This is a genomic window from Streptomyces yatensis (genome assembly GCF_018069625.1).
GTDB classification, from domain to species: Bacteria; Actinomycetota; Actinomycetes; order Streptomycetales; family Streptomycetaceae; genus Streptomyces; species Streptomyces yatensis.
In genome coordinates, this window is record NZ_CP072941.1 from 2,116,811 (window position 1) to 2,141,049 (window position 24,239).

16 protein-coding genes and 1 pseudogene are annotated in these 24,239 nt (G+C 71.5%); 12 read left to right on the plus strand and 5 right to left on the minus strand.

From position 1 onward, the window contains the following. The first annotated feature begins 85 nt into the window (after window positions 1-85). From J8403_RS08225 to J8403_RS08275, 11 genes are all read left to right on the plus strand, one after another. A complete protein-coding gene (locus tag J8403_RS08225) occupies window positions 86-3,301 on the plus strand; it encodes an alpha-L-rhamnosidase (RefSeq protein ID WP_211122591.1) in 3,216 nt (1,071 codons plus the stop codon). Between the two features lie 30 nt (window positions 3,302-3,331). Next, a complete protein-coding gene (gene rhaI, locus J8403_RS08230; RefSeq protein ID WP_211122592.1) occupies window positions 3,332-4,492 on the plus strand; it encodes an L-rhamnose isomerase in 1,161 nt (386 codons plus the stop codon). A gap of 679 nt (window positions 4,493-5,171) precedes the next feature. Then, the gene (locus J8403_RS08235) at window positions 5,172-7,211 is read left to right on the plus strand and encodes a bifunctional aldolase/short-chain dehydrogenase (RefSeq protein WP_211122593.1); all 2,040 of its coding nucleotides are present in this window, start codon (window positions 5,172-5,174) and stop codon (window positions 7,209-7,211) included. Between the two features lie 99 nt (window positions 7,212-7,310). Further along, a complete protein-coding gene (locus J8403_RS08240) occupies window positions 7,311-8,870 on the plus strand; it encodes a rhamnulokinase (protein ID WP_211122594.1) in 1,560 nt (519 codons plus the stop codon). Further along, window positions 8,861-9,613, plus strand: a complete 753-nt coding sequence (locus tag J8403_RS08245; RefSeq protein WP_211122595.1) for a (Fe-S)-binding protein — start codon at window positions 8,861-8,863, stop codon at window positions 9,611-9,613. Before J8403_RS08240 ends, J8403_RS08245 begins: the two co-directional genes overlap by 10 nt. Before the next feature lie 29 nt (window positions 9,614-9,642). Beyond that, the gene (locus tag J8403_RS08250) at window positions 9,643-11,115 is read left to right on the plus strand and encodes a lactate utilization protein B (RefSeq protein WP_211128139.1); all 1,473 of its coding nucleotides are present in this window, start codon (window positions 9,643-9,645) and stop codon (window positions 11,113-11,115) included. Between the two features lie 122 nt (window positions 11,116-11,237). Continuing rightward, window positions 11,238-11,900, plus strand: coding sequence for a LutC/YkgG family protein (locus J8403_RS08255; protein ID WP_211128140.1), 663 nt, complete (start codon window positions 11,238-11,240; stop codon window positions 11,898-11,900). A gap of 162 nt (window positions 11,901-12,062) precedes the next feature. Then, on the plus strand, window positions 12,063-12,254 hold the full coding sequence (locus J8403_RS08260) for a hypothetical protein (RefSeq protein WP_211122596.1): 192 nt from the start codon (window positions 12,063-12,065) through the stop codon (window positions 12,252-12,254). A 48-nt stretch (window positions 12,255-12,302) separates the two neighbouring features. Then, entirely contained in the window at window positions 12,303-13,904 is a 1,602-nt protein-coding gene (locus J8403_RS08265; protein WP_211122597.1) for a penicillin-binding transpeptidase domain-containing protein, read from the plus strand. 179 nt (window positions 13,905-14,083) lie between these two features. Continuing rightward, complete coding sequence (locus J8403_RS08270; RefSeq protein WP_211122598.1) at window positions 14,084-15,319, plus strand: ROK family transcriptional regulator; 1,236 nt, start codon at window positions 14,084-14,086, stop codon at window positions 15,317-15,319. An 89-nt stretch (window positions 15,320-15,408) separates the two neighbouring features. Then, on the plus strand, window positions 15,409-18,339 hold the full coding sequence (locus J8403_RS08275) for a glycoside hydrolase family 2 TIM barrel-domain containing protein (protein WP_211122599.1): 2,931 nt from the start codon (window positions 15,409-15,411) through the stop codon (window positions 18,337-18,339). Window positions 18,340-18,518: 179 nt separating this feature from the next. On the opposite strand, the pseudogene J8403_RS08280 reads toward J8403_RS08275, so the two are convergent. Then, window positions 18,519-19,485 (minus strand): annotated as a pseudogene (locus tag J8403_RS08280) (helix-turn-helix transcriptional regulator). A 241-nt stretch (window positions 19,486-19,726) separates the two neighbouring features. Here J8403_RS08280 and J8403_RS08285 point away from each other — a divergent pair. Continuing rightward, a complete protein-coding gene (locus tag J8403_RS08285) occupies window positions 19,727-20,731 on the plus strand; it encodes an aldo/keto reductase (RefSeq protein ID WP_211122600.1) in 1,005 nt (334 codons plus the stop codon). 225 nt (window positions 20,732-20,956) lie between these two features. On the opposite strand, the gene J8403_RS08290 is transcribed toward J8403_RS08285, so the two are convergent. From J8403_RS08290 to J8403_RS08305, 4 genes are all read right to left on the minus strand, one after another. Further along, a complete protein-coding gene (locus J8403_RS08290) occupies window positions 20,957-21,412 on the minus strand; it encodes a peroxiredoxin (protein WP_211122601.1) in 456 nt (151 codons plus the stop codon). Between the two features lie 61 nt (window positions 21,413-21,473). Beyond that, the gene (locus J8403_RS08295) at window positions 21,474-21,782 is read right to left on the minus strand and encodes a hypothetical protein (protein ID WP_211122602.1); all 309 of its coding nucleotides are present in this window, start codon (window positions 21,780-21,782) and stop codon (window positions 21,474-21,476) included. A gap of 36 nt (window positions 21,783-21,818) precedes the next feature. Next, window positions 21,819-23,093, minus strand: coding sequence for an amidase (locus J8403_RS08300; protein WP_211122603.1), 1,275 nt, complete (start codon window positions 23,091-23,093; stop codon window positions 21,819-21,821). A gap of 27 nt (window positions 23,094-23,120) precedes the next feature. Further along, window positions 23,121-24,188 carry an AraC family transcriptional regulator gene (locus J8403_RS08305; protein ID WP_211122604.1) on the minus strand — a complete coding sequence of 356 codons (1,068 nt, stop codon included), beginning with the start codon at window positions 24,186-24,188 and terminating at the stop codon, window positions 23,121-23,123. Between the last annotated feature and the right edge of the window lie 51 nt (window positions 24,189-24,239).

Consider the following 24,239-nt stretch of genomic DNA (forward strand, 5'->3'; position numbering starts at 1 on the left):
CTACGGTCCAGGCGCCTTGGGTTGAATCGTTTTCATTCCCTGGCTCATGCCAGTCGTTCCTGCCAGCCATCCCTGGAGGAAGACCATGATCAGCAGACGCCACCTGCTCGCCACCACCGCCGCCACCGGTACGGCCCTCACGGGTCTGCCCGCTCTCACCCCGTCCGCCACGGCCGAGGACCGCCCCACCGCCGGGCTGCGGGTCCGGAGCACGACGGTGGAGTACGCGCCCCATCCGCTCGGCCTCGACACCCCCCGCCCCCGGCTGAGCTGGATCCTCGCATCGGACGCCCGCGACCAGCTGCAGAGCGCGTACCACATCCGGGTCGCCACCTCCCCCGACCGGCTCGGCGACCCCGACGTCTGGGACAGCGGCAAGCAGAGCTCACGCCAATCGGTCCTGGTGCCCTACGACGGTCCGGCCCTGCGTCCGCGCACCCGGTACCACTGGTCGGTGCGGGTCTGGGACGACCACGGCCGCCCCTCCCCCTGGTCCGCCCCCGCCTGGTGGGAGACCGGGCTGCTGGGCGACGGGCAGTGGCAGGCGCGCTGGATCACCGCGCCCGCCGCGCTGACCGCGCCCCCGGCCCTGGACGGCGCCTCCTGGATCTGGTTCCCCGAAGGGGATCCGGCCACCGAGGCCCCGGCGGCCACCCGGTGGTTCCGCGCCTCGGTCCGGGCCACGGGCACCGTCCGCCGCGCCCGCCTGGTGGTGGCGGCCGACGACGGCTTCACCGCCTATGTGAACGGCACGGAGGTGGCCGCCCGCGAGGCGCTGGGAGTGCTCAAGGCATGGAGCCATCCGGTCACCGTCGACGTCACCGAATTCCTGGACCGGAACGCCGCCACCCTCGCCATCTCGGCCACCAACGCCGAGAAGGGCCCGGCGGGGCTGCTGGCCACCCTGGAGCTCACCACCGACGACGGCACCACCACCCACCACCACACGGACGCCACCTGGCGCACGACCGACGCGAAACCCCCCGCCGCCTGGCCGGACCCGGACTTCGACGACAGCGGCTGGACCACCGCCAAGCAGCTGGCCGCCTGGGGCAGCGGGCCCTGGGGCAAGGTGTTCCCCCTCCAGTCCCCCGCCCAGCTGCGCCGCACCTTCCGGCTCACCAAGCCCGTCGCCCGCGCCCGGCTCCACTCCACGGCGCTGGGCCTCTACGAAGCGCACCTCAACGGCGTCCGCATCGGCCGCGACCAACTGGCGCCCGGCTGGACGGATTACCGCAAGCGGGTGGCGTACCAGACCTATGACGTCACCGACGCCCTCCGCCCCGGGGCCAACGCCCTCGGTGTGACCCTCGCCCCCGGCTGGTACGCCGGGAACATCGCCTGGCTCGGCCAGGCCCAGTACGGCGGCCACCCCGCCCTGCTCGCCCAGTTGGAGGTCGTGTACGCCGACGGCAGCACCGAGCGCATCACCACCGACCAGCAGTGGCGCGCGGCCACCGGCCCGCTGCTGACCGCCGATGTGCTGATGGGCGAGGAGTACGACGCCCGTAAGGAGACCCCGGGCTGGAGCTCACCGGGCTTCGACGACACCGGCTGGCAGCCCGCCGTCACGGCCGCGGACATCACCGCCGAGGTCGTGGCCCAGACCGACGCCCCGACCCGGGTGGAACGCGAGATCAAGCCCGTCGAGGTCACCGAACCCGCCCCCGGCGTCCACCTCTTCGACCTGGGCCAGAACATGGTCGGCAGCGTCCGCCTCACGGTCTCCGGCCCGGCCGGCCGGAAGGTCCGGATCCGCCACGCCGAGGTACTCAACCCGGACGGCACGGCCTACACGGCCAATCTGCGCACCGCCCGCCCCGTCGACACGTACACCCTCAAGGGCGGCGGCCCCGAAACCTACGAGCCGCGCTTCACCTTCCACGGTTTCCGCTACGTCGAGGTCACGGGCTACCCCGGAAAGCCCTCCCTCGACGCGGTCACCGGGCGGGTCATGCACACCGCCGCGCCGTTCACCATGTCCTTCCACACCGACTCGGCGATGCTCAACCAGCTGCACTCCAACATCACCTGGGGGCTGCGCGGCAACTTCCTGTCCATCCCCACCGACACCCCGGCGCGGGACGAACGGCTCGGCTGGACCGGTGACATCAACGTGTTCTCCAGCACCGCCGCCTACGCCATGGAGTCCGCCCGCTTCCTCACCAAGTGGCTCCAGGACATGCGCGACGGCCAGACCGACGACGGCTCCTTCCCCAATGTGGCACCCAACCTCGGCGACGTCGGCGACGGCGTAGCGGGCTGGGGCGACGCCGGGGTGACCGTGCCCTGGAACCTCTACCAGGCGTACGGCGACACCCAGGTGCTGCGCGACAACTGGCCGGCCATGCGCCGCTGGATCAGCTACCTGCAACAGCACAGCACCGGCCTGCTGCGGCCCGCCGAGGGCTACGGCGACTGGCTCAGCGTCGAGGCGGACACCCCCAAGGACGTCATCGCCACCGCCTACTTCGCCCACGCCACCGACCTCGTCGCCCGCGCCGCACACGTCCTGGACGAGGACCCGGCCCCGTACGAAGAGCTCCTGACCCGTATCAAGGCGGCCTTCAACCGCGCCTATGTCTCCGCCGACGGCAGGATCAAGGGCGACACCCAGACCGCGTACGTCCTGGCGCTCTCCATGGACCTGCTCCCCGCCGCCCTCCGCAAGCCCGCCGCCGACCGGCTCGTGGCTCTGATCCAGGACCGCGACTGGCATCTGTCCACCGGTTTCCTCGGCACCCCCCGGCTGCTGCCGACCCTCACCGAGACCGGTCACACCGATGTCGCCTACCGCCTGCTCCACCAGCGCACCTTCCCCTCCTGGGGGTACCAGATCGACCGGGGCGCGACCACGATGTGGGAGCGCTGGGACTCCATCAAGCCGGACGGGAGCTTCCAGGACGTGGGGATGAACTCGTTCAACCACTACGCCTACGGCTCGGTCGGCGAGTGGATGTACCAGAACATCACCGGGATCGCCCCCGCCGCCCCCGGCTTCCGCGACATCCTCATCCGGCCCCGCCCCGGCGGCGAGGTGCGCTCCGCCGAGGGCCGCTACGACTCGCTCTACGGCCCGGTCACCACCCGCTGGTCCCAGGGCGGGGACAACGACGAGGACTTCAGCCTCACGGTGTCCATCCCCGTCAACACCACCGCACAGATCTGGGTCCCCGCGCGCCGCGCCTCGGACGTGCCCCGTCACGGCGGACGCCTGCTGCGCATGGCGGACGGCTGCGCGGTGTTCGCCGTGGGCTCGGGGACCCACCACTTCTTGACGCGTGGCGGACCGCGCGGCTAGGTTTCTTGAATCGTTTCATGAAGGAGATTCATGTCTGACGTTCCAGCCGTGAAGGCGGCCCTCAAGAGCCAGGCGGTCGAGACGCCGTCATGGGCGTACGGCAACTCCGGAACCCGGTTCAAGGTCTTCGCCCAGCCCGGTGTCCCGCGCTCCCCCCAGGAGAAGCTGGACGACGCCGCGCAGGTGCACGCCTTCACCGGAGTGGCGCCCACCGTCGCCCTCCACATCCCCTGGGACCGGGTCGAGGACTACGGAGCGCTCGCCAAATACGCGGAGGAACGCGGCCTGAAACTGGGCGCCATCAACTCCAACGTCTTCCAGGACGACGACTACAAGCTGGGCTCGGTCACCCACCCCGACCCGGCGGTCCGCCGCAAGGCGCTGGACCACCTCCTGGAGTGCGTCGACATCATGGACGCCACGGGCTCCCGTGACCTCAAGCTCTGGTTCTCCGACGGCACCAACTATCCCGGCCAGGACGACATCGCGGCCCGCCAGGACCGCCTCGGCGAGGCCCTGGCCGCCGTCTACGACCGTCTCGGCGAGGACCAGCGCATGCTGCTGGAGTACAAGTTCTTCGAGCCCGCCTTCTACACCACGGACGTCCCGGACTGGGGCACCGCCTACGCCCACTGCCTCAAGCTCGGCCCCAAGGCGCAGGTGTGCGTCGACACCGGCCACCACGCCCCCGGCACCAACATCGAGTTCATCGTCGCCCTCCTCCTGCGCGAGAAGAAGCTCGGCGCCTTCGACTTCAACTCCCGCTTCTACGCGGACGACGACCTGATGGTGGGTGCCGCCGACCCCTTCCAGCTCTTCCGGATCATGTACGAGGTGGTCCGCGGCGGGGGACTGACCTCGGGGGTCGCCTTCATGCTCGACCAGTGCCACAACATCGAGCCCAAGATCCCGGCGATCATCCGCTCCGTCATGAACGTCCAGGAGGCCACGGCCAAGGCCCTTCTGGTCGACGGTGACGCACTGGGCGCCGCGCAGCGCACGGGGGACGTGCTGGGTGCGAATGCGGTGCTGATGGACGCCTACAACACGGATGTGCGGCCGCTGCTCGCCGAGGTCCGTGAGGAACTGGGCATCGATGCCGACCCGATGGGGGCGTACCGGGGCTCGGGGTGGGCTGAGCGGATCGTTTCGGAGCGGGTGGGTGGGCAGCAGGCGGGGTGGGGGGCGTAGGGCGGGGGCGCGTAGCGCCTGCGGCGGGCCCTTCCCCACCCCGCCCCTTCCCGAACCCGGGGGCCAGCCCCCGGGCCCCCGGGAACCCGGATCCGCGGGGCTGCGCCCCGCACCCCCTGGGGCTCCGCCCCGAACCCCGGGGCACTACCCCAGACCTCTGGGGCTCCGACCCGAACCTCAGGGACTCTGCAGCGAGCCGGCCGGGGCTCCCCCGAACTTGCCGGGAAACCGCCCCGAACCCGCGGGGCTCGGACCGAGCCCCCAGGGCTTCGCCCCGAACCCCGAGGCACTACCCCAAACCCCTGGGGCTCCGACCCGAACCCGACCGGACTCCACCCGAAACCGACAAGGCTCCGCCCGAACGCCCAGACCCGACCCACCTCCGCCCCGAACCCCAGGGGCTCCGCCCGAACACCCGAGCTCGCCGCCCCAAACACACGGGGCTCCGACCTCGGCCCCGGAGCTTGACCCACACCCCCGGGGCGCTGCCCGGAACCCGCGGGGCTCGGCCCGAACACCACAGCTCGCCGCCCCGCACACGCGGGGCTTCGCCCCGGCGCCCTGGCGCCGCCCCCACGACCACCACTGACCCCCAATCACACCCCGCGGGACACCCCTCCCGCCGTCGTCGCCGAGACCCACCCACCGAGACCGGCCCGGTCCACACGAAGAGGACGCCATGACCGCAGAACCCCACCCCGAGGCGGCCGCGCTTCTGGAGCGCTCGCATCGTCTCGGTGCCGACCCTCGCAACACCAACTACGCGGGCGGAAACACCTCCGCCAAGGGCACCGCGACCGACCCGGTCACGGGCCAGGACGTCGAGCTGATGTGGGTCAAGGGCTCCGGTGGCGATCTGGGCACGCTCACCTCCTCCGGGCTCGCCGCACTCCGTCTGGACCGGCTTCGTGCGCTCACCGGGGTCTATCCGGGAGTGGAGCGCGAGGACGAGATGGTCGCGGCGTTCGACTACTGCCTGCACGGCAAGGGCGGGGCCGCGCCGTCCATCGATACCGCCATGCACGGCCTGGTCGACGCCGCCCACGTCGACCACCTCCACCCCGACTCCGGCATCGCCCTCGCCTGCGCGGCCGATGGCGAGGCGCTGACCAAGGAGTGTTTCGGCAACCAGGTGGTGTGGGTGCCCTGGCGCCGACCCGGCTTCCAACTGGGCCTGGACATCGCCGCCATCAAGAAGGCCAACCCCCAGGCCATCGGCTGCATCCTCGGTGGCCACGGCATCACCGCCTGGGGCGACACCTCCGCCGCGTGCGAGGCCAACTCGCTCCGCATCATCCGCACCGCCGAGGAGTTCCTCACCGCACGCGGCACGGCGGACCCGTTCGGCCCCGTCGTCCACCCCACCCTTCCCACCCCCGAGCGCCGCGCCCGCGCGGCCGCCCTGGCGCCCGTGATCCGCGGCCTGGCCTCCACGGACCGCCCCCAGGTGGGCCACTTCACGGACAACGACACCGTCCTGGACTTCGTCTCCCGCGCCGAACACCCACGTCTGGCGGCCCTCGGCACCTCCTGCCCGGACCACTTCCTCCGTACGAAGGTCCGCCCCCTGGTCCTGGACCTCCCGCCCGACACCCCCCTCGACGTGACGATCACCCGCCTCAGGGAACTCCACACCGCCTACCGCACCGACTACGCGGCCTACTACAACAACCACGCCACCCCCGACTCCCCTCCCATGCGCGGCGCGGATCCTGCCATCGTGCTGATCCCCGGGGTCGGGATGTTCAGCTACGGCAAGGACAAGCAAACGGCCCGCGTGGCGGGCGAGTTCTACGTCAACGCGATCAACGTCATGCGCGGCGCGGAAGCGGTGTCGACCTACTCCCCCATCGAGGAGTCGGAGAAGTTCCGCATCGAGTACTGGGCGCTGGAAGAGGCCAAGCTCCAGCGCATGCCGAAACCCAAGCCCCTCGCGACCCGTATCGCCCTGGTGACCGGCGCCGGCTCAGGCATCGGCAAGGCCATCGCCCACCGCCTGGTGGCCGAGGGCGCATGCGTCGTCGTCGCGGATATCAACACAGCCTCAGCCGCAGCCGTCGCGCAGGAGCTGGGCGGCCCCGACAAGGCCACCGCGGTCACCGCCGACGTCACCTCGGAAGAGCAGATCAAGGCGGCGTTCGCCCAGGCGGCCCTGGACTTCGGCGGGGTGGACATCCTGGTCAACAACGCCGGGATCAGCCTCTCCAAGCCCCTCCTCGAAACAACCACCCAGGACTGGGACCTCCAGCACACCATCATGGCCCGAGGCAGCTTCCTGGCCTCCCGCGAGGCGGCACGGACCTTCATCGCCCAGAACATGGGCGGCGACATCGTGTACATCACCTCCAAGAACGCGGTGTTCGCGGGCCCGAACAACATCGCGTACTCCGCGACCAAGGCCGACCAGGCCCACCAAGTCCGCCTTCTCGCAGCGGAGTTGGGCGAACACGGCATCCGTGTCAACGGCGTGAACCCCGACGGCGTGGTCCAGGGCTCCGGCATCTTCGCGAGCGGCTGGGGCGCGCAACGCGCCGCCGTGTACGGCGTCCCCGAGGAGAAGCTGGGCGAGTTCTACGCCCAACGCACCCTCCTCAAGCGCGAAGTGCTCCCGACCCACGTGGCGAACGCGGTCTTCACGCTCGTGGGCGGCGACCTGACCCACACCACAGGACTGCACATCCCGGTCGACGCGGGGGTTGCGGCGGCGTTCCTGCGCTGACACGCGCGTGAGGTCCAGGGCCCCGCCCCGGAGACCCCGGCCCCCGCCCCGTACGCAAGACACCGGCCACCCACGCACCCCACCCACCACGAGGTCCACGTGTCCACCACACCGCACCGCTTCGCCGCCGTAGACCTCGGTGCGTCCAGCGGCCGCGTCATCGTCGGTGAGGTCGCCGCCGAACGGCTGACCCTCCACGAGGCGCACCGCTTCCCCAACCAGCCCACCCGCGTCCTGGGCACCCTGCACTGGGACATCCTGTCGCTCTACCAGGGCATCCTGAACGGCCTGAAGGCGGCGGCGAACAGCACTCCACGCCCCCTGACCAGCATCGGCATCGACACCTGGGCCGTCGACTACGGCCTGCTCGCCGCCGATGGCACCCTCCTCGCCAACCCCGTGCACTACCGCGACACCCGCACCACCAACGCCGCCGAAAAGGTCGCGAAAGTGCTCTCGCCCCAGGCCCTCTACGCCACCACCGGCATCCAGCACCTCCCCTTCAACACCATCTACCAGCTCATCTCGGCCCAGGGCACCCCCGCCCTCACCGCCGCCCACCGCCTTCTCCTCATCCCCGACCTCCTCTCGTACTGGCTGACCGGCGAGCCGGGCACCGAGCTGACGAACGCCTCCACCACCCAGCTCATCGACCCCCGCACCCGCGACTGGGCCACCCCCGTGGCGCAGGCCCTGGGCATCGACCTGACGCTCTTCCCGCCCCTGCGCCGCCCGGGCGACCCCGCCGGAACCCTGCGCCAGGAGGTTCTCGCCCAGACGGGTCTCACCACCCCGCTCCCCGTGACCGCCGTCGGCTCGCACGACACCGCGTCCGCCGTCGTCGGCGTCCCGGCCACCACGCCCGACTTCGCGTACATCGCCACCGGCACGTGGTCCCTCGCCGGGCTGGAGCTGGACGCGCCGGTACTCACGGAGGCGAGCCGCGCGGCCAACTTCACCAATGAGCTGGGCGTGGACGGCACGGTCCGCTATCTGCGCAACATCATGGGGCTGTGGATGCTCCAGGAGTGCGTCCGCGCCTGGGAAAGCAGAGGCACCACAGCCACCCAACGCATCCAAGCCACCCACACGCAGGACCTCACCGCACTCCTCCAAGCCGCAGCCCAAGCCACCCCCCTCCGCTCGGTCGTCGACGCCGGCGACCCCGCCTTCATCGCCCCGGACCACATGCCCGACCGCATCGCCGACGCCTGCCGCCGCACCGGCCAGCCCGTCCCCCGCACCCCGGCCGAGACCACCCGCTGCGTCCTGGACTCGCTCGCCCTGGCCCACCGCCGCGCGATCGACGACGCCGCTCGGCTGTCCGGCCGCACGGTCCGCACCGTGCACATCGTCGGCGGCGGTGTGCACAACGCGCTGTTGTGCCAGCTCACCGCCGATGCCTGCGGGCTCCCCGTGATCGCGGGCCCGGCCGAGGCGGCGGCCCTCGGAAACGTACTGGTCCAGGCCAGGGCGGCCGGAGTGATCACCGGTGGGCTGTCCGAATTGCGCGCGCTGCTTCACAGCACCCAGCCACTGAGGCAGTATGAGCCCACAGGTGATCATTCGGCGTGGGACCGGGCAGCCGCCCGGCTGGGGGACGCGCAGGTCACAAGGGCCGCCACCGGCCTGGGCGACGAGGAGGAACCGTGCGCGTAGCGCTCTTCATCACCTGCGTCAACGACACCCTCTATCCACAGACCGGCCAGGCCGTGGTCACGCTGCTCGAACGGCTCGGCGTGGAGGTCGGCTTCCCGGAGGGGCAGAGCTGCTGCGGCCAGCCGCAGTTCAACACCGGCTACCGCCATGAGACCGAACCGCTGGTGCGCCGCTACGCGGCCGCGTTCCGCGACTACGACTACGTGGTGGCCCCCTCGGGGTCCTGCGCGGCGATGGTGCGCGACAACTACCCCCGGATCGGCGCCAAGGCGGCCGCCGAGGGTCGTGGCCAGGAGCTCGCGGACGCGGCGGCCGAGGCCGTCCCCAAGACGTACGAGCTGACCGAATTCCTCACCGACGTCCTGAAGGTCACCGACGTCGGCGCGTACTACCCGCACACCGTGACCTACCACCCCACCTGCCACGGGCTGCGGATGCTGGGGCTCGGCGACCGCCCGCGTTCGCTCCTCGCCGCCGTGAAGGGGCTGAACCTGGTGGAGCTGCCGGGCGCCGATGAGTGCTGCGGCTTCGGCGGTACGTTCGCCGTCAAGAACGCGGCCGTCTCGGCGGCCATGGGCGCCGACAAGGCGCGCAACATCACGGCGACCGGCGCCGAGGCCGTGTGCACGGTGGACAACTCCTGCCAGATGCACATCGGCGGCACACTCGCCCGCCAGGGCTCCACGGTCCGCCCGGTCCACATCGCCGAAATCCTGGCCAGCACGGAAGGAAACGTCTGGTGAGCGGAACCCACCAAGCCACCTACCTGGGGATGCCCGCTTTCCCGGCGGCGGCCGACGCCTCGACCCGGAACACCCAGTTGCGCGCCAATCTCCGCCACGCCACCCACACCATCCGCGCCAAGCGCGCCACGGCGGTGGCCGAGCTGGACGACTGGTCGTCGCTGCGCGCCGCGGGCGCGGCCATCAAGGACCGTACGCTGCGCCATCTCGACCAGTATCTGGAGCAGTTGGAGCGCGCGGTCACGGCGGCCGGCGGCCACGTCCACTGGGCGGCGGACGCGGACGAGGCGAACCGGATCGTCACCGAGCTGGTGCGGGCGACGGGCGAGCGCGAGGTCGTCAAGGTCAAGTCGATGGCCACGCAGGAGATCGGCCTGAACGGCGCCCTCGCCACCGCCGGGATCACGGCGTACGAGACCGATCTCGCCGAGCTGATCGTGCAGCTCGGCGACGACCTGCCGTCGCACATCCTGGTCCCGGCGATCCACCGCAACCGGGGCGAGATCCGCGACATCTTCGCGGAGAGGATGGCCGAGTGGGGCCGCCCGGCCCCGGAGGGGCTGACCGACGCGCCCGCCGATCTGGCGGAGGCCGCGCGGCTGCACCTCCGCGAGAAGTTTCTGAACGCCAAGGTGGGCATCTCCGGTGCCAACTTCATGGTCGCGGAGACCGGCACGCTCGTGGTCGTGGAGTCCGAGGGCAACGGCCGGATGTGCCTGACCCTCCCCGAGACGCTGATCTCCGTCGTCGGCATCGAGAAGATCGTCCCCTCCTTCCAGGACCTGGAGGTCTTCCTTCAGCTGCTGCCCCGCTCCTCGACCGCCGAGCGGATGAATCCGTACACCTCCACCTGGACCGGCACCACGGACGCGGACGGGCCCCGCACCTTCCACCTCGTCCTCCTCGACAACGGCCGCACCGACACCCTCGCCGACACCGTGGGCCGCCAGGCGCTGCGCTGCATCCGCTGCTCGGCGTGTCTCAATGTGTGCCCGGTGTACGAGCGGGCGGGCGGCCATGCCTACGGTTCGGCGTACCCGGGGCCGATCGGCGCGATCCTCACCCCGCAACTGCGCGGCGTGCAGAGCGAGTTGGACGCCTCCCTCCCGTACGCCTCCTCCCTGTGCGGTGCGTGCTACGAGGTGTGCCCGGTCGCCATCGACATCCCGGAGATCCTGGTCCACCTCCGTGAGCGCGTGGTCGAGGGCGGGCCCGTCTCCGTCCGCGGCACCCGTACCGTCATCAAGCCCGCCAAGGGCCACGCCGCCGAGCGCGCCGCGATGCGCGCCGCCCGCTGGGCCCTGGACCACCCCCGGGTGCTGCGCACCGGCCAGCGCCTGGCCTCCCGCACCCGCCGCTTCCATCCGCGCCGGCTGCCCGGTCCGGGGCGGGCGTGGAGCGATACGCGTGAGCTGCCGAAGGTGCCGGAGGAGTCGTTCCGCGACTGGTGGCGACGTACCCGGGGCGAGAGCGGCACGGAGGGAAGGAAGACGACCACATGACCCCGCAAGCCCCCGGCTCCCGGAACCCCGGAATCGAGAGCCCCCAAAGCACCCAGGGCCCCGGCACTCAGGGCCCCGGCACCCAGGCCGGCACCCAGGGCCCCGGCTCCCGCGCCCTGATCATGGCCCGCATCCGCCACGCCCTGGCCGATGTGCCGCGCGCCGAGACGCCCGACGCGGTGCCGGTCGAGCGGACCTACCACCGCGTCCACGGCGACCGCACCCCCGCCGAGACGGCGGACCTCCTCGCCGAGAACCTGGCCGACTACCGCGCGATCGTCCACCGCACCGACGCCCCGTCCCTCCCCGCCCTGATCGCCCGCCTCCTCGCCGACCGCGGCGCGACCAGCGTGGCCGTACCCCCCGGCCTCCCCGACTCCTGGCTGTCCGCCGTCCCCGACGCGGTGCGCCGGGTCCCGGACACGGCGGAGCTGACGCCGCACGACCTGGACGCGGTCTCCAGCGTGGTGACGGCCTGCGCGGTGGCCATCGCCGAAACCGGCACCGTGGTCCTGGACGCCGCCCCCGACCAGGGCCGCCGCCGCATCACCCTCGTCCCCGACCACCACATCTGCGTCATCCGGGTGCCCGACCAGGTGGTGGGCTCCGTCCCGGAGGGCCTTGAACGCCTGGATCCGGCCCGTCCGTTGACATGGATCTCGGGCCCGTCCGCGACGAGTGATATCGAACTCGATCGCGTCGAAGGCGTCCACGGCCCCCGCACCCTCGAAGTGATCCTCACCGGGCCGCCGGCCGGGCCGGAAACCGCTGGTCAGAGCCGATGAGGCCCGGGACGCATACCCCGGCCACGGCGGGGCATATGCCATGAGGGCAGGCGACGGAACACCCGTGCGGGGGATGCGGTCTTCCTCACATACCGCCGGTAACACCGCAGTTGGGCGGTTTACGCCGATGCCGTTGTCGGTAGGGGCCTCTACTCTTATGGCATGCGTCCGACTCCTACTCATCAACCTGCCTTACTGACCAACTCCTCCACCGACCAGGCCAACGAGGCGATTCGCGTCTTTCTGCGGGCCCGGGCAGGCCGGGCACTGCTGCCTTCGGAGCGGGCCGAGTACAGCCGGTTGCTGAAGGTCTACACACGGGCGCTGCGCGGCGAGGTGGAGAAGGCCGCCTGAGCGGCATGAGCGGCACGAGCCGACCACATCCGAAAAGCGGGGGACGCCATGGGGGCTGTGGGCAAGGTCGTCTTCGGAGCGGTGGCGGCGGGGCTTCTGGGCGTCGCCGGGTACGGCGGATACAACCTCTACACGGGCGTGACCGGCGGCGATACCACCGCGCCCCATGACGGTCCGGTGACCGCGGACGAGACCCGGCGGACCGCGCGGGAATTCCTGGACGCGTGGGCGGACGGCAACGACATGCTGGCCGCCGGGCTGACCAACGACGCCGAGGCGGCCATCGGCGCGCTGAGCGGCTATCGCGACGACGGCCATGTGGAGAAGGTGACGGTCACCCCGGGCACGGCCCGGGGCACCACCGTGCCGTTCACCGTCCAGGCCGACGTGGTCTTCGACAAGACCCGTTCGAGCTGGACCTACGCATCGCGGCTGACCGTGGTGCGCGGCCGGACGACCAAGAAGCCGCTGGTCGACTGGAGACCCTCGGTCCTCCATCCCAAGCTCGCGGCCGATGAGTCCGTGCGGACGGACCTGGCGGACAATCCGCCGGTGCGGGTGCTGGACCGCGACGGCAAGGAGCTGCGGCAGGGCCGCTATCCCTCGCTCGACCCGGTACTGATCGCGCTGCGGGCGCGATACGGAGCGGACGCCGGGGGCACGGCGCGGGTGGAGGTGTCGGCGGTCAAGGCCGATGGCACCGCCGGAGCGACGCTTCATGTGGTGAAGAAGGGCACACCGGGCACTCTGCGCACCACCCTCGACGCCGGGGTGCAGAGGCGCGCGGAGACGGCGGTGGCCACCCGCGACGGCGCCTCCGTGGTGGCGCTCAAGCCCAGCACCGGGGAGATCCTGGCGGTGGCCAACTCCGACCAGGCCGAGTTCAACGCCGCGCTGCAGGGGCAGACGGCGCCGGGGTCGACGTTCAAGATAGTCACCGCGGCCACCCTGCTGGAGGCGGGGAAGGTCAGCCCGGGCCACCTGGTGCCGTGCCCGAAGACGGCGGCGTACGCCCAGGGCATGACGTTCCACAACGTCGAGGACAGCGAGAACCCCGGCGCCACCTTCGCCCAGGACTTCGCGGCGTCCTGCAACACCGCGTTCGTCTCGCTCGCCGGAGCCGTGCCCGACGGCGCGGTGGCCCAGGAGGCGCGGGCCGTGTTCGGCCTCGGGCTGAACTGGCGGGTGGGCATCACCACCTTCGACGGCGAGGTGCCGAGTGGAAGCGGCGACGACAAGGCCGCCGCCATGATCGGCCAGGGCACGGTCCAGATGAACCCGCTCACCATCGCCTCCGTCGCGGCCACCGCCCAGACCGGCACGTTCAAGCAGCCCGTCATCGTGCCGCGCTCGGTCGACCACCGGGAGATCGCCACCAGCGACCGCAGCCTCAGCCCGGCCACCAGGTCGCAGCTCAGGGCCATGATGCGGCTGACCGCGACGAGCGGCACCGCCGCCCGGGCGATGTCCGGGCTCACCGGCGACATCGGGGCCAAGACGGGCTCGGCCGAGATCGACGGCCAGCCCAAGACCAACGCCTGGTTCACCGCCTATCGGAACGATGTGGCGGCCGCCGCCGTGGTCACCGGCGGCGGCCACGGCGGGGATGCCGCCGGGCCCGTGGTCCGCGCGGTGCTCAAGACCGGCTGACGCGCTGTGCTCGAAGCCACTGCCCCCGCTGCCCGACACCCTTCGTACAGGGGTTGGGCTAAGGGGTTGTCCATGGTCTCACCCACGCTCTAGCCTGGCGCGGCGGCCGACGGAGCACGGCACGGCTACGGCACGGCACAACACGGCACCGCATCTGCCCGGGCAGAGGGGATTCCGGCGTGAAGCGCACGTCCCGCGACATACGCACCGCCAACCGCTACGGGGTGCTGCGCCATATCGTCGCCCAATCCCCCGTCTCCCGGCAGGAGCTGGCCGCCGCGACGGAGCTGAGCCTGGCCACCGTGGCGAATCTCGTCGGTGAGCTGCTCGACCTCGGGATGCTGGTCGAGGTCGGCTACGAGGACTCCGACGGCGGCCGGCCGCGCGGTCTGGTCGCGGTCAACGCCTCGGGCGCCGCGCTGATCGGCGTGGATGTGGCCGAGACGTATATCCATGTCGAGCTGTTCGACCTGGCGCTGACCGTCCTGGCCCGCGCGGACGAGGAGTTGCGCCCGGAGGAGAACGACCCGGGCAAGGTGGTCGCGCATATCGCGGACGCGGTGTCCTCGGTGGTCGAGCAGGCGGGCGTGGCCGCGGACCGGGTGCTGGGCGTCGGCGTCAGCATGCCGGGGCAGGTGGACCGCGAGGGCGGGGTCTCGGTGTTCGCGGCCAACTGGGACTGGCATGACGTCCCGCTGCTGCGGCTGCTGGCCGAGCACCTCCCCTACCCCCTCCACCTCGACAATCCGTTGCGCGCCTGCACCGTGGCCGAGCAGTGGTTCGGGGCGGCGCGCGGTCGGAGCGACGCCGTGGTGGTCAACCTCGGTACGGGCGTGGGGGCCGGGCTGGCGCTCGGCGGCACCCTGCACCGAGGGGTCAGCAACAGCGCCGGGGAGTGGGGGCACACCACCCTCGTCCTGGACGGACGGCAGTGCCACTGCGGCAACCAGGGGTGCGTGGAGACCTATGTCGGCGCCCCCGGCATCATGCGGAATCTGCGCGAGTTGAGCCCGGACAGTCCGCTGCTGCACCCGGACGACCAGACGGCCACCATCGAGGCGCTCGGCCGGGGCCTCACGGCAGGCGATCCGGTGGCCGTGAAAGTCGTGCACACCACGGCGCGCTATCTCGGGGCCGCCCTCGCCGATCTGATCAATCTGCTCAACCCGGAGGTGATCGTGCTCAGCAGCTGGGTCGCGGCGGCCCTCGGGGAGCCGCTGCTCGCCGAGGTGCGCGCGGCGGTGGCGGTGCGGGCGCTGCGCCGCCCGCTGGCGAGCACCGAGATCGTGCTGTGCCCGATCCCGTCCAACCCCGTGAGCCTCGGCGCGGCGACCTTCGCCCTGGAGGGCTCGCTCGCGTCGGTGGGACTGAAGAACCGCCGCACCACACCGAGGAACCGCTCCACACCCTCGTGACAACGGAGTCGCGCACGGCCGTTCAGGTCGCGCTGTCCTCCCCCATGACCGCACAGAAGACCAGTATCAAGGGCTGACCGAGGAGAACGATGAGCTCCACGCAGCACACGCCACTGCCCTACTACGAGGACGTCTCCCCCGGCGCGGGAGCGCTGCCGCCCCGCCCCTGGACCCCATCCTCCGACGCCGCGCGGCTGAGCCTGAACGGGACGTGGTCCTTCCGGCTGTCGCCGACCGCCACCGCCGAGGACGACTCCTTCGCCCGCCCCGGCTACGACGCCCGCGGCTGGGACGAGCTCCCGGTGCCCGGCCACTGGGTGCTGCACGGCCACGGGGCGCCGATCTACACCAATGTGCTCTATCCGTTCCCGGTGGACCCGCCGCACGTCCCCGCCGAGAACCCGACCGGCGACCATCTGCGCGTCTTCGACCTGCCCGGCGACTGGCCGGAGGGCGGGGAGGCGGTGCTGCGCTTCGAGGGCGTGGAGTCCTGCGCCCGGGTCTGGCTCAACGGCGAGGAGCTCGGCACCTTCAAGGGCAGCCGGCTGCCGCATGAGTTCGAGGTCGGCGGCCTGCTCCAGCCGTCGGGGAACGTGCTGGCCGTCCGCGTCCACCAGTGGTCCTCCGGAAGCTATCTCGAGGACCAGGACCAGTGGTGGCTGCCGGGCATCTTCCGCGAGGTGACGCTGGAGCACCGCCCCGAGGGCGCGCTCGCCGACTACTTCGTCCACGCCTCGTACGACCACACCACTGGCGAGGGCACGCTGCGGATCGACTCCGACCCCGGCGGCCGGGTCACCGTCCCGGAGCTGGGGCTCGACCTGGCCACCGGGGAGAGCGCCACCGTCCCCGTCGAGCCGTGGACGGCGGAGACGCCGCGGCTGTACGAGGCGCGGCTGACCACCGTGGGCGAGAGCGTCTCGCTGCGCGTGGGCTTCCGCACCGTGGTGGTCGAGGACGGGCTGCTCAAGGTCAACGGACGGCGGGTGCTCTTCCGCGGCGTCAACCGGCATGAGTTCCACCCGGAGAACGGGCGGGCCGTGGACCTCGCGACCATGCGCCGCGATCTGGTGCTGATGAAGCAGCACAACATCAACGCCGTGCGCACCAGCCACTATCCGCCGCATCCGGCCTTCCTCGGGCTCTGCGACGAGCTGGGGCTGTGGGTGATCGACGAATGCGATCTGGAGACCCATGGCTTCGGCGTCCTGGAGTGGCGGAACAACCCGGTGGACGACGACCGCTGGACCCCGGCGCTGCTCGACCGCGCCGAGCGCATGGTCGAGCGCGACAAGAACCACCCGTCCATCGTGATGTGGTCGCTGGGCAATGAGTGCGGCACCGGACGCGGGCTGTCCGCCATGGCCGACTGGATCCGGGAGCGCGACCCGTCCCGGGTGATCCACTACGAGGGCGACATGTCCTGCGCCGACGTGGACGTCTACTCGCGGATGTACGCGCCGCACGAGGAGGTCGACCAGATCGGCCGGCGCACCGAGGCGCCGTGGGGCGATCCGGAGCTGGACGCGAAGCGCCGGGCGCTGCCGTTCATCCAGTGCGAGTACGCGCACGCCATGGGCAACGGGCCGGGCGGACTGGGCGAGTACCAGCGGCTGTTCGAGGCGCATGAGCGCTGCCAGGGCGGTTTCGTCTGGGAGTGGATCGACCACGGCTTCACCCGGCGGGCCCCCGACGGCCGCTTCTACCACGTGTACGGCGGGGACTTCGGCGAGGAGCTGCACGACGGGAACTTCGTCTGCGACGGGCTGGTCTTCCCCGACCGCACCCCCTCCCCGGGGCTGATCGAGTACAAGAAGGTCATCGAGCCGGTGCGGATCGAGGGCGACGGGGCGGACGGCACGGTCCGGATCACCAACGGCCATGACTTCGCCGATCTGTCCCCTCTCGTCTTCTCCTGGAGCTATGCGGCGGAGGGCGAGGTGATCGGCTCGGGTGAGCTGGCGGTGCCGCCGCTGCCCCCGGGCGAGTCCGCCGAGCTGAAGCTCCCGGCAGCGCCCGCCGCCGACGCGGGGGCGGAGACCGGGTGGACCATCGAGGCGCGGCTCGCGACCGCGACGGCGTGGGCCGGGGCGGGCCATACGGTGGCCTGGGCCCAGTTCCCCGCCACCGCTCCCGGCTCCGGCCGGGCGCGCGCCCTCGCCTCGGGGGAGGCGCCGCGCCGCGACGGCGACCGGATCGTGCTCGGCCCGGGCGTCTTCGACGCGGCCACCGGCGCCCTGACGTCACTCGGCGGACTGCCCCTCACCGAACCGCCCCGGCTGGACATCTGGCGCGCGCCCACCGACAACGACAACGGCGCGTCCTGGCAGCCGGACGAGCGCTGGGGCCTGATCTGGCGCCGGTTCGGGCTGCACCGGGTGCGGCACCGGACCGACGCGGTGGAGACGGCTCCGGACGGTGCGCTGACCGTCCGGACCCGCGTCGCGCCCGCCGCCGTCGACTTCGGTCTGGAGACGGTCTACCGCTGGACCGCCGATGCGGACGGACGGCTGAGCCTGGCGGTCTCCGTCACCCCGCTGGGCGAGTGGACCTGCCCGCTGCCGCGCCTGGGCCTGCGGCTCGGGGTCCCGGCCGCGCTGGGCGACGCCGAGTGGTTCGGTGGCGGCCCCGGCGAGGCGTACCCGGACACGCGTGCCGCCGCGCGGGTGGGGCGGTGGGCGCTGTCGGTCGACGAGCTCCAGACGCCGTACGTCCGCCCGCAGGAGAACGGCGCCCGGATCGACGTCCGCTGGGTGCGGCTGACCGCGCCCGACGGATCGGGGGTGCGCATCGAGGGCGAGCCGGCCTTCTGGTTCACCGCGCGCCGCTGGACCACCGAGCAGCTCGACGCGGCCGAGCACACACCGGATCTCGAGGCGTCGAACGAGACGGTGTGGGTGCACCTGGACCACCGGCAGCAGGGCATCGGCACCCAGTCCTGCGGCCCGGGGGTGCTGGCCGAGCACCGCCTGGACGTGGCACCGGCCGAGTTCTCGTTCACCTTCTCGCGGCTGAGCTGACGGTCGCGTACGGTCGGGGCGGGCCACGGCGACCCGGCCCCGACCGTACACGCCTGCACCACCCGCACCGCGCCCGCTGGTCAGAAGAGTGCGGTGGCGGGGCTGATGTAGTACGGGAACGAGAAGTCCCGTCAGCGTCACCGCGTGGGGCAGGCTTAGCGGGACTTACCGCTCCAGATCTACTGAGGACGTTCGGTCGAAAATCTCACAGTTTCGGCCATCTCGTATGACAACCGGGCCCGGCCGCTATCGGGCTCCAGGTCGGCCTTGGCCGCGGTCGAGTCGGTCCAGCTGGCCAGAAGATCGAGTGTCTGGCGTTCGGGTGAGTCGGGCTCGGGCGAGTAGACGGTGATACGGAGCCCGGGCTCAGCGGGCAGATCGAGGGCTTCGTAGGGCAGGGCCAGGTCCCCGACGAGCGGGTGGTGGAGTTGCTTCACGCCGGAGCGGTGGAACTTCACGTCGTGCCGAGCCCAACGCTGGACGAACTCGTCGCTCTTTGCGGAGAGCTCGCCGATCAGGTCGGTCAGACCCTTGTCTTGCGGCGAACGGCCGGTCTCGGTGCGCAGGAAGGCGACCGAGTCGTTGGCGGCCTTCTCCCACTCGGGCCAGAAATCGGCAGAACCAGGGTCGAGGAAACAGGAACCGCGCGGTGTTGACCGGACCACGCTGCGCGAACAACGGGGAATCGTAGACCGGGGCATACAGCGCCTGGCCGAGAGAGTTGGCGGCGAGGATGTCGAACCGCCCGTTGCGGATGTAGGCCGGCAGGCCGGTCATCGCGTCGAGCATCCGCAGAACCACCGGTCGGATCCGCGCGGTCGCAGCGGGTGGCCGACGCTCGGACGCAGTGGCCGCGCGGGCCAGGTCGTAGAGGTAGGCCCGCTCGGCGTCGTCGAGCTGAAGTGCGTGGGACAAGGAGTCCAGCACCGAGTCCGAGGCGCCGCTCAGGTTCCCGCGCTCGAGGCGGATGTAGTAGTCAATGCTCATCCCGGCCAGCAGTGCCACTTCCTCCCGGCGCAATCCGGGCACCCGTCGATTGCCACCGAAGACGGGCAGCCCTGCCCGCTGGGGCGTGATGCGGGCACGACGGGTCCTGAGGAACTCCCGCACCTCGTTGGCCTGCTCATGCCTCTCGCTGTCGGTCACATCACCACCGTAAGTCGTGCGGCGGTGTGCTGGGAGGTACTGCCGTTACCCGGAAGAGCGGTAACTCCCATCCCCGCACGGATGCGGGTTCCATGGCAGCGACACAGCAAGGCAGAGCACCTTCACATACCTGGAACGGCAGGCGCTCCGCCGCGCCCAGGGCGGCACGTCAACTGGTTCCGGCGCCCCGGAGAGGGGCGCGATCCCCCGGGTGTCCCTGCTGAACTGAAGGGAATACCGCATGGAATACACGCGTCTCGGCACCTCAGGACTGAAGGTCAGCCGGGTCACACTCGGCTGCATGAGCTTCGGCGACCCCTCGCGCGGCAACAACCAGTGGACGCTCGACGACGAGCGGGCCGAGCCCATCTTCCGGGAGGCCGTCGAGCTCGGGATCACGTTCTGGGACACCGCCAACGCCTACGGCCAGGGGGCGTCCGAGGAGACCGTGGGCCGGGCCATCCGCAAGTACACACGGCGCGAGGACATCGTGCTGGCGACCAAGGTGTTCTTCAAGATGGGCGACGGCCCCGGCGGCGCCGGGCTCTCCCGCCGGGCGATCATGGAGCAGGTCGACGCGTCCCTGGCCCGCCTCGGCACGGACTACATCGACCTGTACCAGATCCACCGCCTCGACCCGGAGACCCCCGTCGAGGAGACGATGGAGGCCCTGCACGACGTGGTCAAGGCGGGCAAGGCCCGCTACATCGGCGCGTCGAGCATGTGGGCGTGGCAGTTCTCCAAGATGCAGTACACCGCGCGGCTGCACGGCTGGACGGAGTTCACCTCGATGCAGAACCAGTACAGCCTGATGCAGCGCGAGGAGGAGCGGGAGATGTTCGGCCTGCTCGCCGACCAGGGGGTCGGCTCCATCCCGTGGAGCCCCCTCGCCAAGGGGCGCCTGGCCAGGCCGTGGGGCGAGCAGACCGCCCGCAGCGAGACCGATGCCGTCGCCCGCCAGTTGATGCCACACGACGACAAGCCGATCGTCGACGCGGTGCAGGCGGTCGCCGCCGGGCGCGGCGTCCCGATGGCGCAGGTCGCCCTCGCCTGGGTGCTGCGCAACCCGGTGGTCTGCGCGCCGATCGTCGGGCCCACCAGGACCGGACACCTCGCCGACGCGGCCGCCGCGCTTAGCCTCCGGCTCACCGACGAGGAGGCGCAGCGGCTCCAGGCGCCCTACACGCCGCGCATGCCCAGCGGCATCCAGATCCCCGTGGCCGGCCCCGGGGCTGTCCCGCGCTGAGCCCGGTTCGCCTCCGGCCTCGCCCGTCGCTACATCAGCCCCGTGGCAGTCCAAGGGGCTGCCCCCACCGGGGTTCGGGGGCGGAGCCCCCGGAACGGGTCTGGTGCGCAGCCCAGCGGGGGCCGGGGCAGCGCCCCGGTTCGGGAAGGGGCGGGGTGGGGTGGGGTGGGGTGAGGGAAGACCCCCCGGTGCTTTCGCCGGTCGTACGCCGCCGCGCAGGCGGCCTTACGCGCTCCTGCCGCGCAAAGCGTCGAGCGCCCGATCCGCGTGCACACCCATCCGGAACTCGCTCTTGACGATCTCCAGCACCTTGCGGTCGGTGTCAATCACAAAGGTGACCCGCTTGGTCGGCACCGCCGCGATCCCGCGCTTCACCCCGAACCGCTCCCGCACCGTCCCCTCCGGATCCGACAGCAGCGGATAGCCGAAGGAGTACGCATGGGCGAACTCCGCCTGCTTCTCGACCGAATCGGCGCTGACGCCGACCGGCTGGGCGCCGAGTTCCTTGAACTCCGCCGCGATGTCCCGGAAGTGGCACGCCTGTTTGGTACAGCCGGGGGTGAAGGCCGCCGGATAGAAGAACAGCACCACCGGACCGTCCGCCAGCAGCCCGCTGAGCGAACGGACGGCGCCGTTCTCGTCCGGCAGCTCGAAGTCCTCGACCACATCACCGATGTCCATGGGTGCACGCTACCCGCCGCCCGCCCGGAGCGGCGGGTAGACGGACGTGCTCAGCGGCTCGTCAGCAGCGCAGCCGGGCGGTATGGCCGTCGATGCGCAGGATGCATTCGGTGAACAGCGTCATCGAGGGGCTGTCGTCCGTGGGGACCAGCCGCAGCCCGAGGTCCATGATGGACCGGATGACCTGGGCGGTACGGCTTCCGTCGGGGTCCGGTCCGCGCAGCGCGGACCATGCCTCGAAGTGCGCCCGGACGGCTTCCCAGGCCGGTCCCGGCGTGAAGTGGCACAGAAAAACCGGCTGGTCGACCCCGTACTGGCGTAACTCGCCGACTGTGGCCTCACCTTGCATAAGCCACCATGTGGCACTCATCTCGTCCCCAACTCCGTACATGGGAGTGGATGCCCATCATACGGGTGCCGAGGACCCGGCGAGGGCCGACTCCAGATCGAGGGCCCATCCCAGCAATCGCTCGTCCGCCCCCGGCCGGGCCACGCACTGCATCCCCAGCGGAAGGGAGCCCGCCGCACGGCCCGCGGGCAGGGCGAGGGCGGGAACGCCCGCGTAGCTCCAGGGGAGGCTCATCACGGAGTCGCCGGTGCTCTTCAGGCCGTACGGCGCGGGGCCCGTGGCCGCCGGGGTGATCCACAGGTCGATGCCGTCGCGGTCCATGGCGGCCACCAGCCGGTCGCGGAAGGCGGCACGTTCGCGCAGGGCCGCGGCGTACGCGTCGTCACCGATCCGCTGCCCCTGCCGGATCGCCTCGGCGGTCTCCTCGCGGTACCGCTCCGCGTAGCGCGGAAACCATACGGCGTGGGTCCGCGCCAGTTCGTAACGGCCGATCACCAGCCGTTCCGCCACGACCCGGTCGAAGTCGTCCGGGAAGGGCAGGCGGCGGACCGTGCATCCGGCCGCCTCCAGGCGCCCCGCCCGCTCCTCGAAGGAGCGTGTGGCCTCGGCGTCGGCGCGGTCGAGATACGGGCCGAGCGGGATGCCGAGCACCGGCCGCCGCCCCACCACCTCCCCGCCGTCGCCGGACGGCCGCCAGTCGTCGCACAGCACGGCGGCCGCCGGGGCGAGGGTCGCCATGTCGGGGGCGAAGAGGCCCACGGTGTCGAAGGTCGGGGCGTTGGCGATCACGCCGTCGGAGGGGATGCGGCCGTGGGTCGGTTTGAAGCCGACGACCCCGCAGTAGGCGGCCGGGCGGATCATCGAACCGATGGTCTGGGTCCCGACCGCCAGCGGCACCATCCTGGCCGCGACGGCCGCGGCCGAACCGCTGCTGGAGCCGCCCGGGGTGTGGCCGAGATGGTGCGGATTGCGGGTGGGACCGGGAGCGGTCACGGCGAACTCGGCGGTGACGGTCTTGCCCGCCACCAGTGCGCCCGCCGCCCGTAGCCGATCGACGAGCGAGGCCTGCGGCCCGGCCAGCGCCTCGGCGGGAACGTCCGAACCGGCCCGTGTGGGCAGCCCGTCGACATGCACGATGTCCTTGACGCCCACCGGCACGCCGAACAGCGCCGGCCGCCCGCCCGGACCGTCCCACCGCTCATCGGCCGCCCGCGCCTCGCGCAACAGCCGCTCACGGCGGCCGGGTTCGGGAACGAAGGCCCGAATCTCCCCGTCGGCGGCCTCGATCCGGTCACAGACCCGCGCGGCCGCGGTGGCACAGGAGGTGTCCATGGACCCCGAGGCTACGCCGCCCCCGCGTCAGCCCACCTCCTCGGCGGCCCGTGCCCGTGCAATGTCCCTGCCGGCGCCGGGCGGCCGGCCGGTGACGCGCTTGAAGGCACGGCTGAAGGCGGCCTGCGAGGTGTAGCCGAGGCGCTGCGCCACGGACTGGATCGGCATGGTGTCCTGGGCCAGCCACTGGCTGGCGAGGAGCATCCGCAGCTCCGTGGCGTAGCGCAGGGGCGGCATGCCGATCGTGGTCTGGAATCGGTCCGCGAAGACGGACCGGGAGACATTGCATTCCGCCGCCAGCTCGGCCACGGTCCAGTGATGCCCGGGCTGCCGGTGCAGGGCGAGGATGGCGCAGGCCAGGCGGGGGTCGCGCAACGCGGCCACGAGGCCGGAGGTGTTGTCGCATCCGCATTCGATCCAACCCCGCACGATCATGGCCGCCGCCACTTCGGCCAGCCGGGCGAGAATGCCGGCGAATCCCACGCGTCCGGCGCAGACTTCACGCCTCATGGACGTGAGGATCGGCATGAGCCCGGGGTAACGCTTCCCCTCGGCATCGACCAGCATGACATCGGGCATCAGCCGGCTGAGGCCCTGCATTCCGCCGAGGTCGAAATCCATGAAGCCGTTGAAGAATATCGCGCTGGGATTCGGGTTGATGCTCGGGCAGGCATCCACATCGCTCACCGCGTTGCTGAGCGGGACCGCATCGAAACTGTCTATGCCCCGGACCGGTATATCCGTTCGGGAGAGCAGCTGATGGGACTCACCGTGGGGCATGAATACGGCATTGCCGGCCGAAAGCTCATGGACAGTTCCGTCCTCGGTGCGCAGGACGGCGGAGCCGACGGCGAGGAAATGGAAATAGGCGCGTCCGGGCTTGGCATCGAAATGCAGGCCGAACCGCGGACCGGCGTGGACACGACGATACCGGACGCCGCGCAGCCGCATGCTGGTCAGCAGCTCGCTGATGAGGTCGGACGACAGGGCGAACTGCCCCGTGGAGCCTCCGCCCGCAGGCACCCCGTCCGGAGTTCCCCCGCCCGCAGGCACCCCGCCCGGACTCTCGGTCAAATATTGCGGACGTTCTGTCATAGCTCATCCTGACATTCGTACCTAGCCTTGACTCGAAGCTCTCATGCGATT

What these genes read in the sequence shown, in the direction of transcription:
- J8403_RS08290 (WP_211122601.1), bottom strand. Translation starts at nt 21,412, where the DNA reads ATGGACATCGGTGATGTGGTCGAGGACTTCGAGCTGCCGGACGAGAAC.
- J8403_RS08225 (WP_211122591.1), top strand. Translation starts at nt 86, where the DNA reads ATGATCAGCAGACGCCACCTGCTCGCCACCACCGCCGCCACCGGTACG.
- J8403_RS08305 (WP_211122604.1), bottom strand. Translation starts at nt 24,188, where the DNA reads ATGACAGAACGTCCGCAATATTTGACCGAGAGTCCGGGCGGGGTGCCT.
- J8403_RS08295 (WP_211122602.1), bottom strand. Translation starts at nt 21,782, where the DNA reads ATGAGTGCCACATGGTGGCTTATGCAAGGTGAGGCCACAGTCGGCGAG.
- rhaI (WP_211122592.1), top strand. Translation starts at nt 3,332, where the DNA reads ATGTCTGACGTTCCAGCCGTGAAGGCGGCCCTCAAGAGCCAGGCGGTC.
- J8403_RS08285 (WP_211122600.1), top strand. Translation starts at nt 19,727, where the DNA reads ATGGAATACACGCGTCTCGGCACCTCAGGACTGAAGGTCAGCCGGGTC.
- J8403_RS08260 (WP_211122596.1), top strand. Translation starts at nt 12,063, where the DNA reads ATGCGTCCGACTCCTACTCATCAACCTGCCTTACTGACCAACTCCTCC.
- J8403_RS08250 (WP_211128139.1), top strand. Translation starts at nt 9,643, where the DNA reads ATGCCCGCTTTCCCGGCGGCGGCCGACGCCTCGACCCGGAACACCCAG.
- J8403_RS08265 (WP_211122597.1), top strand. Translation starts at nt 12,303, where the DNA reads ATGGGGGCTGTGGGCAAGGTCGTCTTCGGAGCGGTGGCGGCGGGGCTT.
- J8403_RS08275 (WP_211122599.1), top strand. Translation starts at nt 15,409, where the DNA reads ATGAGCTCCACGCAGCACACGCCACTGCCCTACTACGAGGACGTCTCC.
- J8403_RS08300 (WP_211122603.1), bottom strand. Translation starts at nt 23,093, where the DNA reads ATGGACACCTCCTGTGCCACCGCGGCCGCGCGGGTCTGTGACCGGATC.
- J8403_RS08255 (WP_211128140.1), top strand. Translation starts at nt 11,238, where the DNA reads ATGGCCCGCATCCGCCACGCCCTGGCCGATGTGCCGCGCGCCGAGACG.
- J8403_RS08235 (WP_211122593.1), top strand. Translation starts at nt 5,172, where the DNA reads ATGACCGCAGAACCCCACCCCGAGGCGGCCGCGCTTCTGGAGCGCTCG.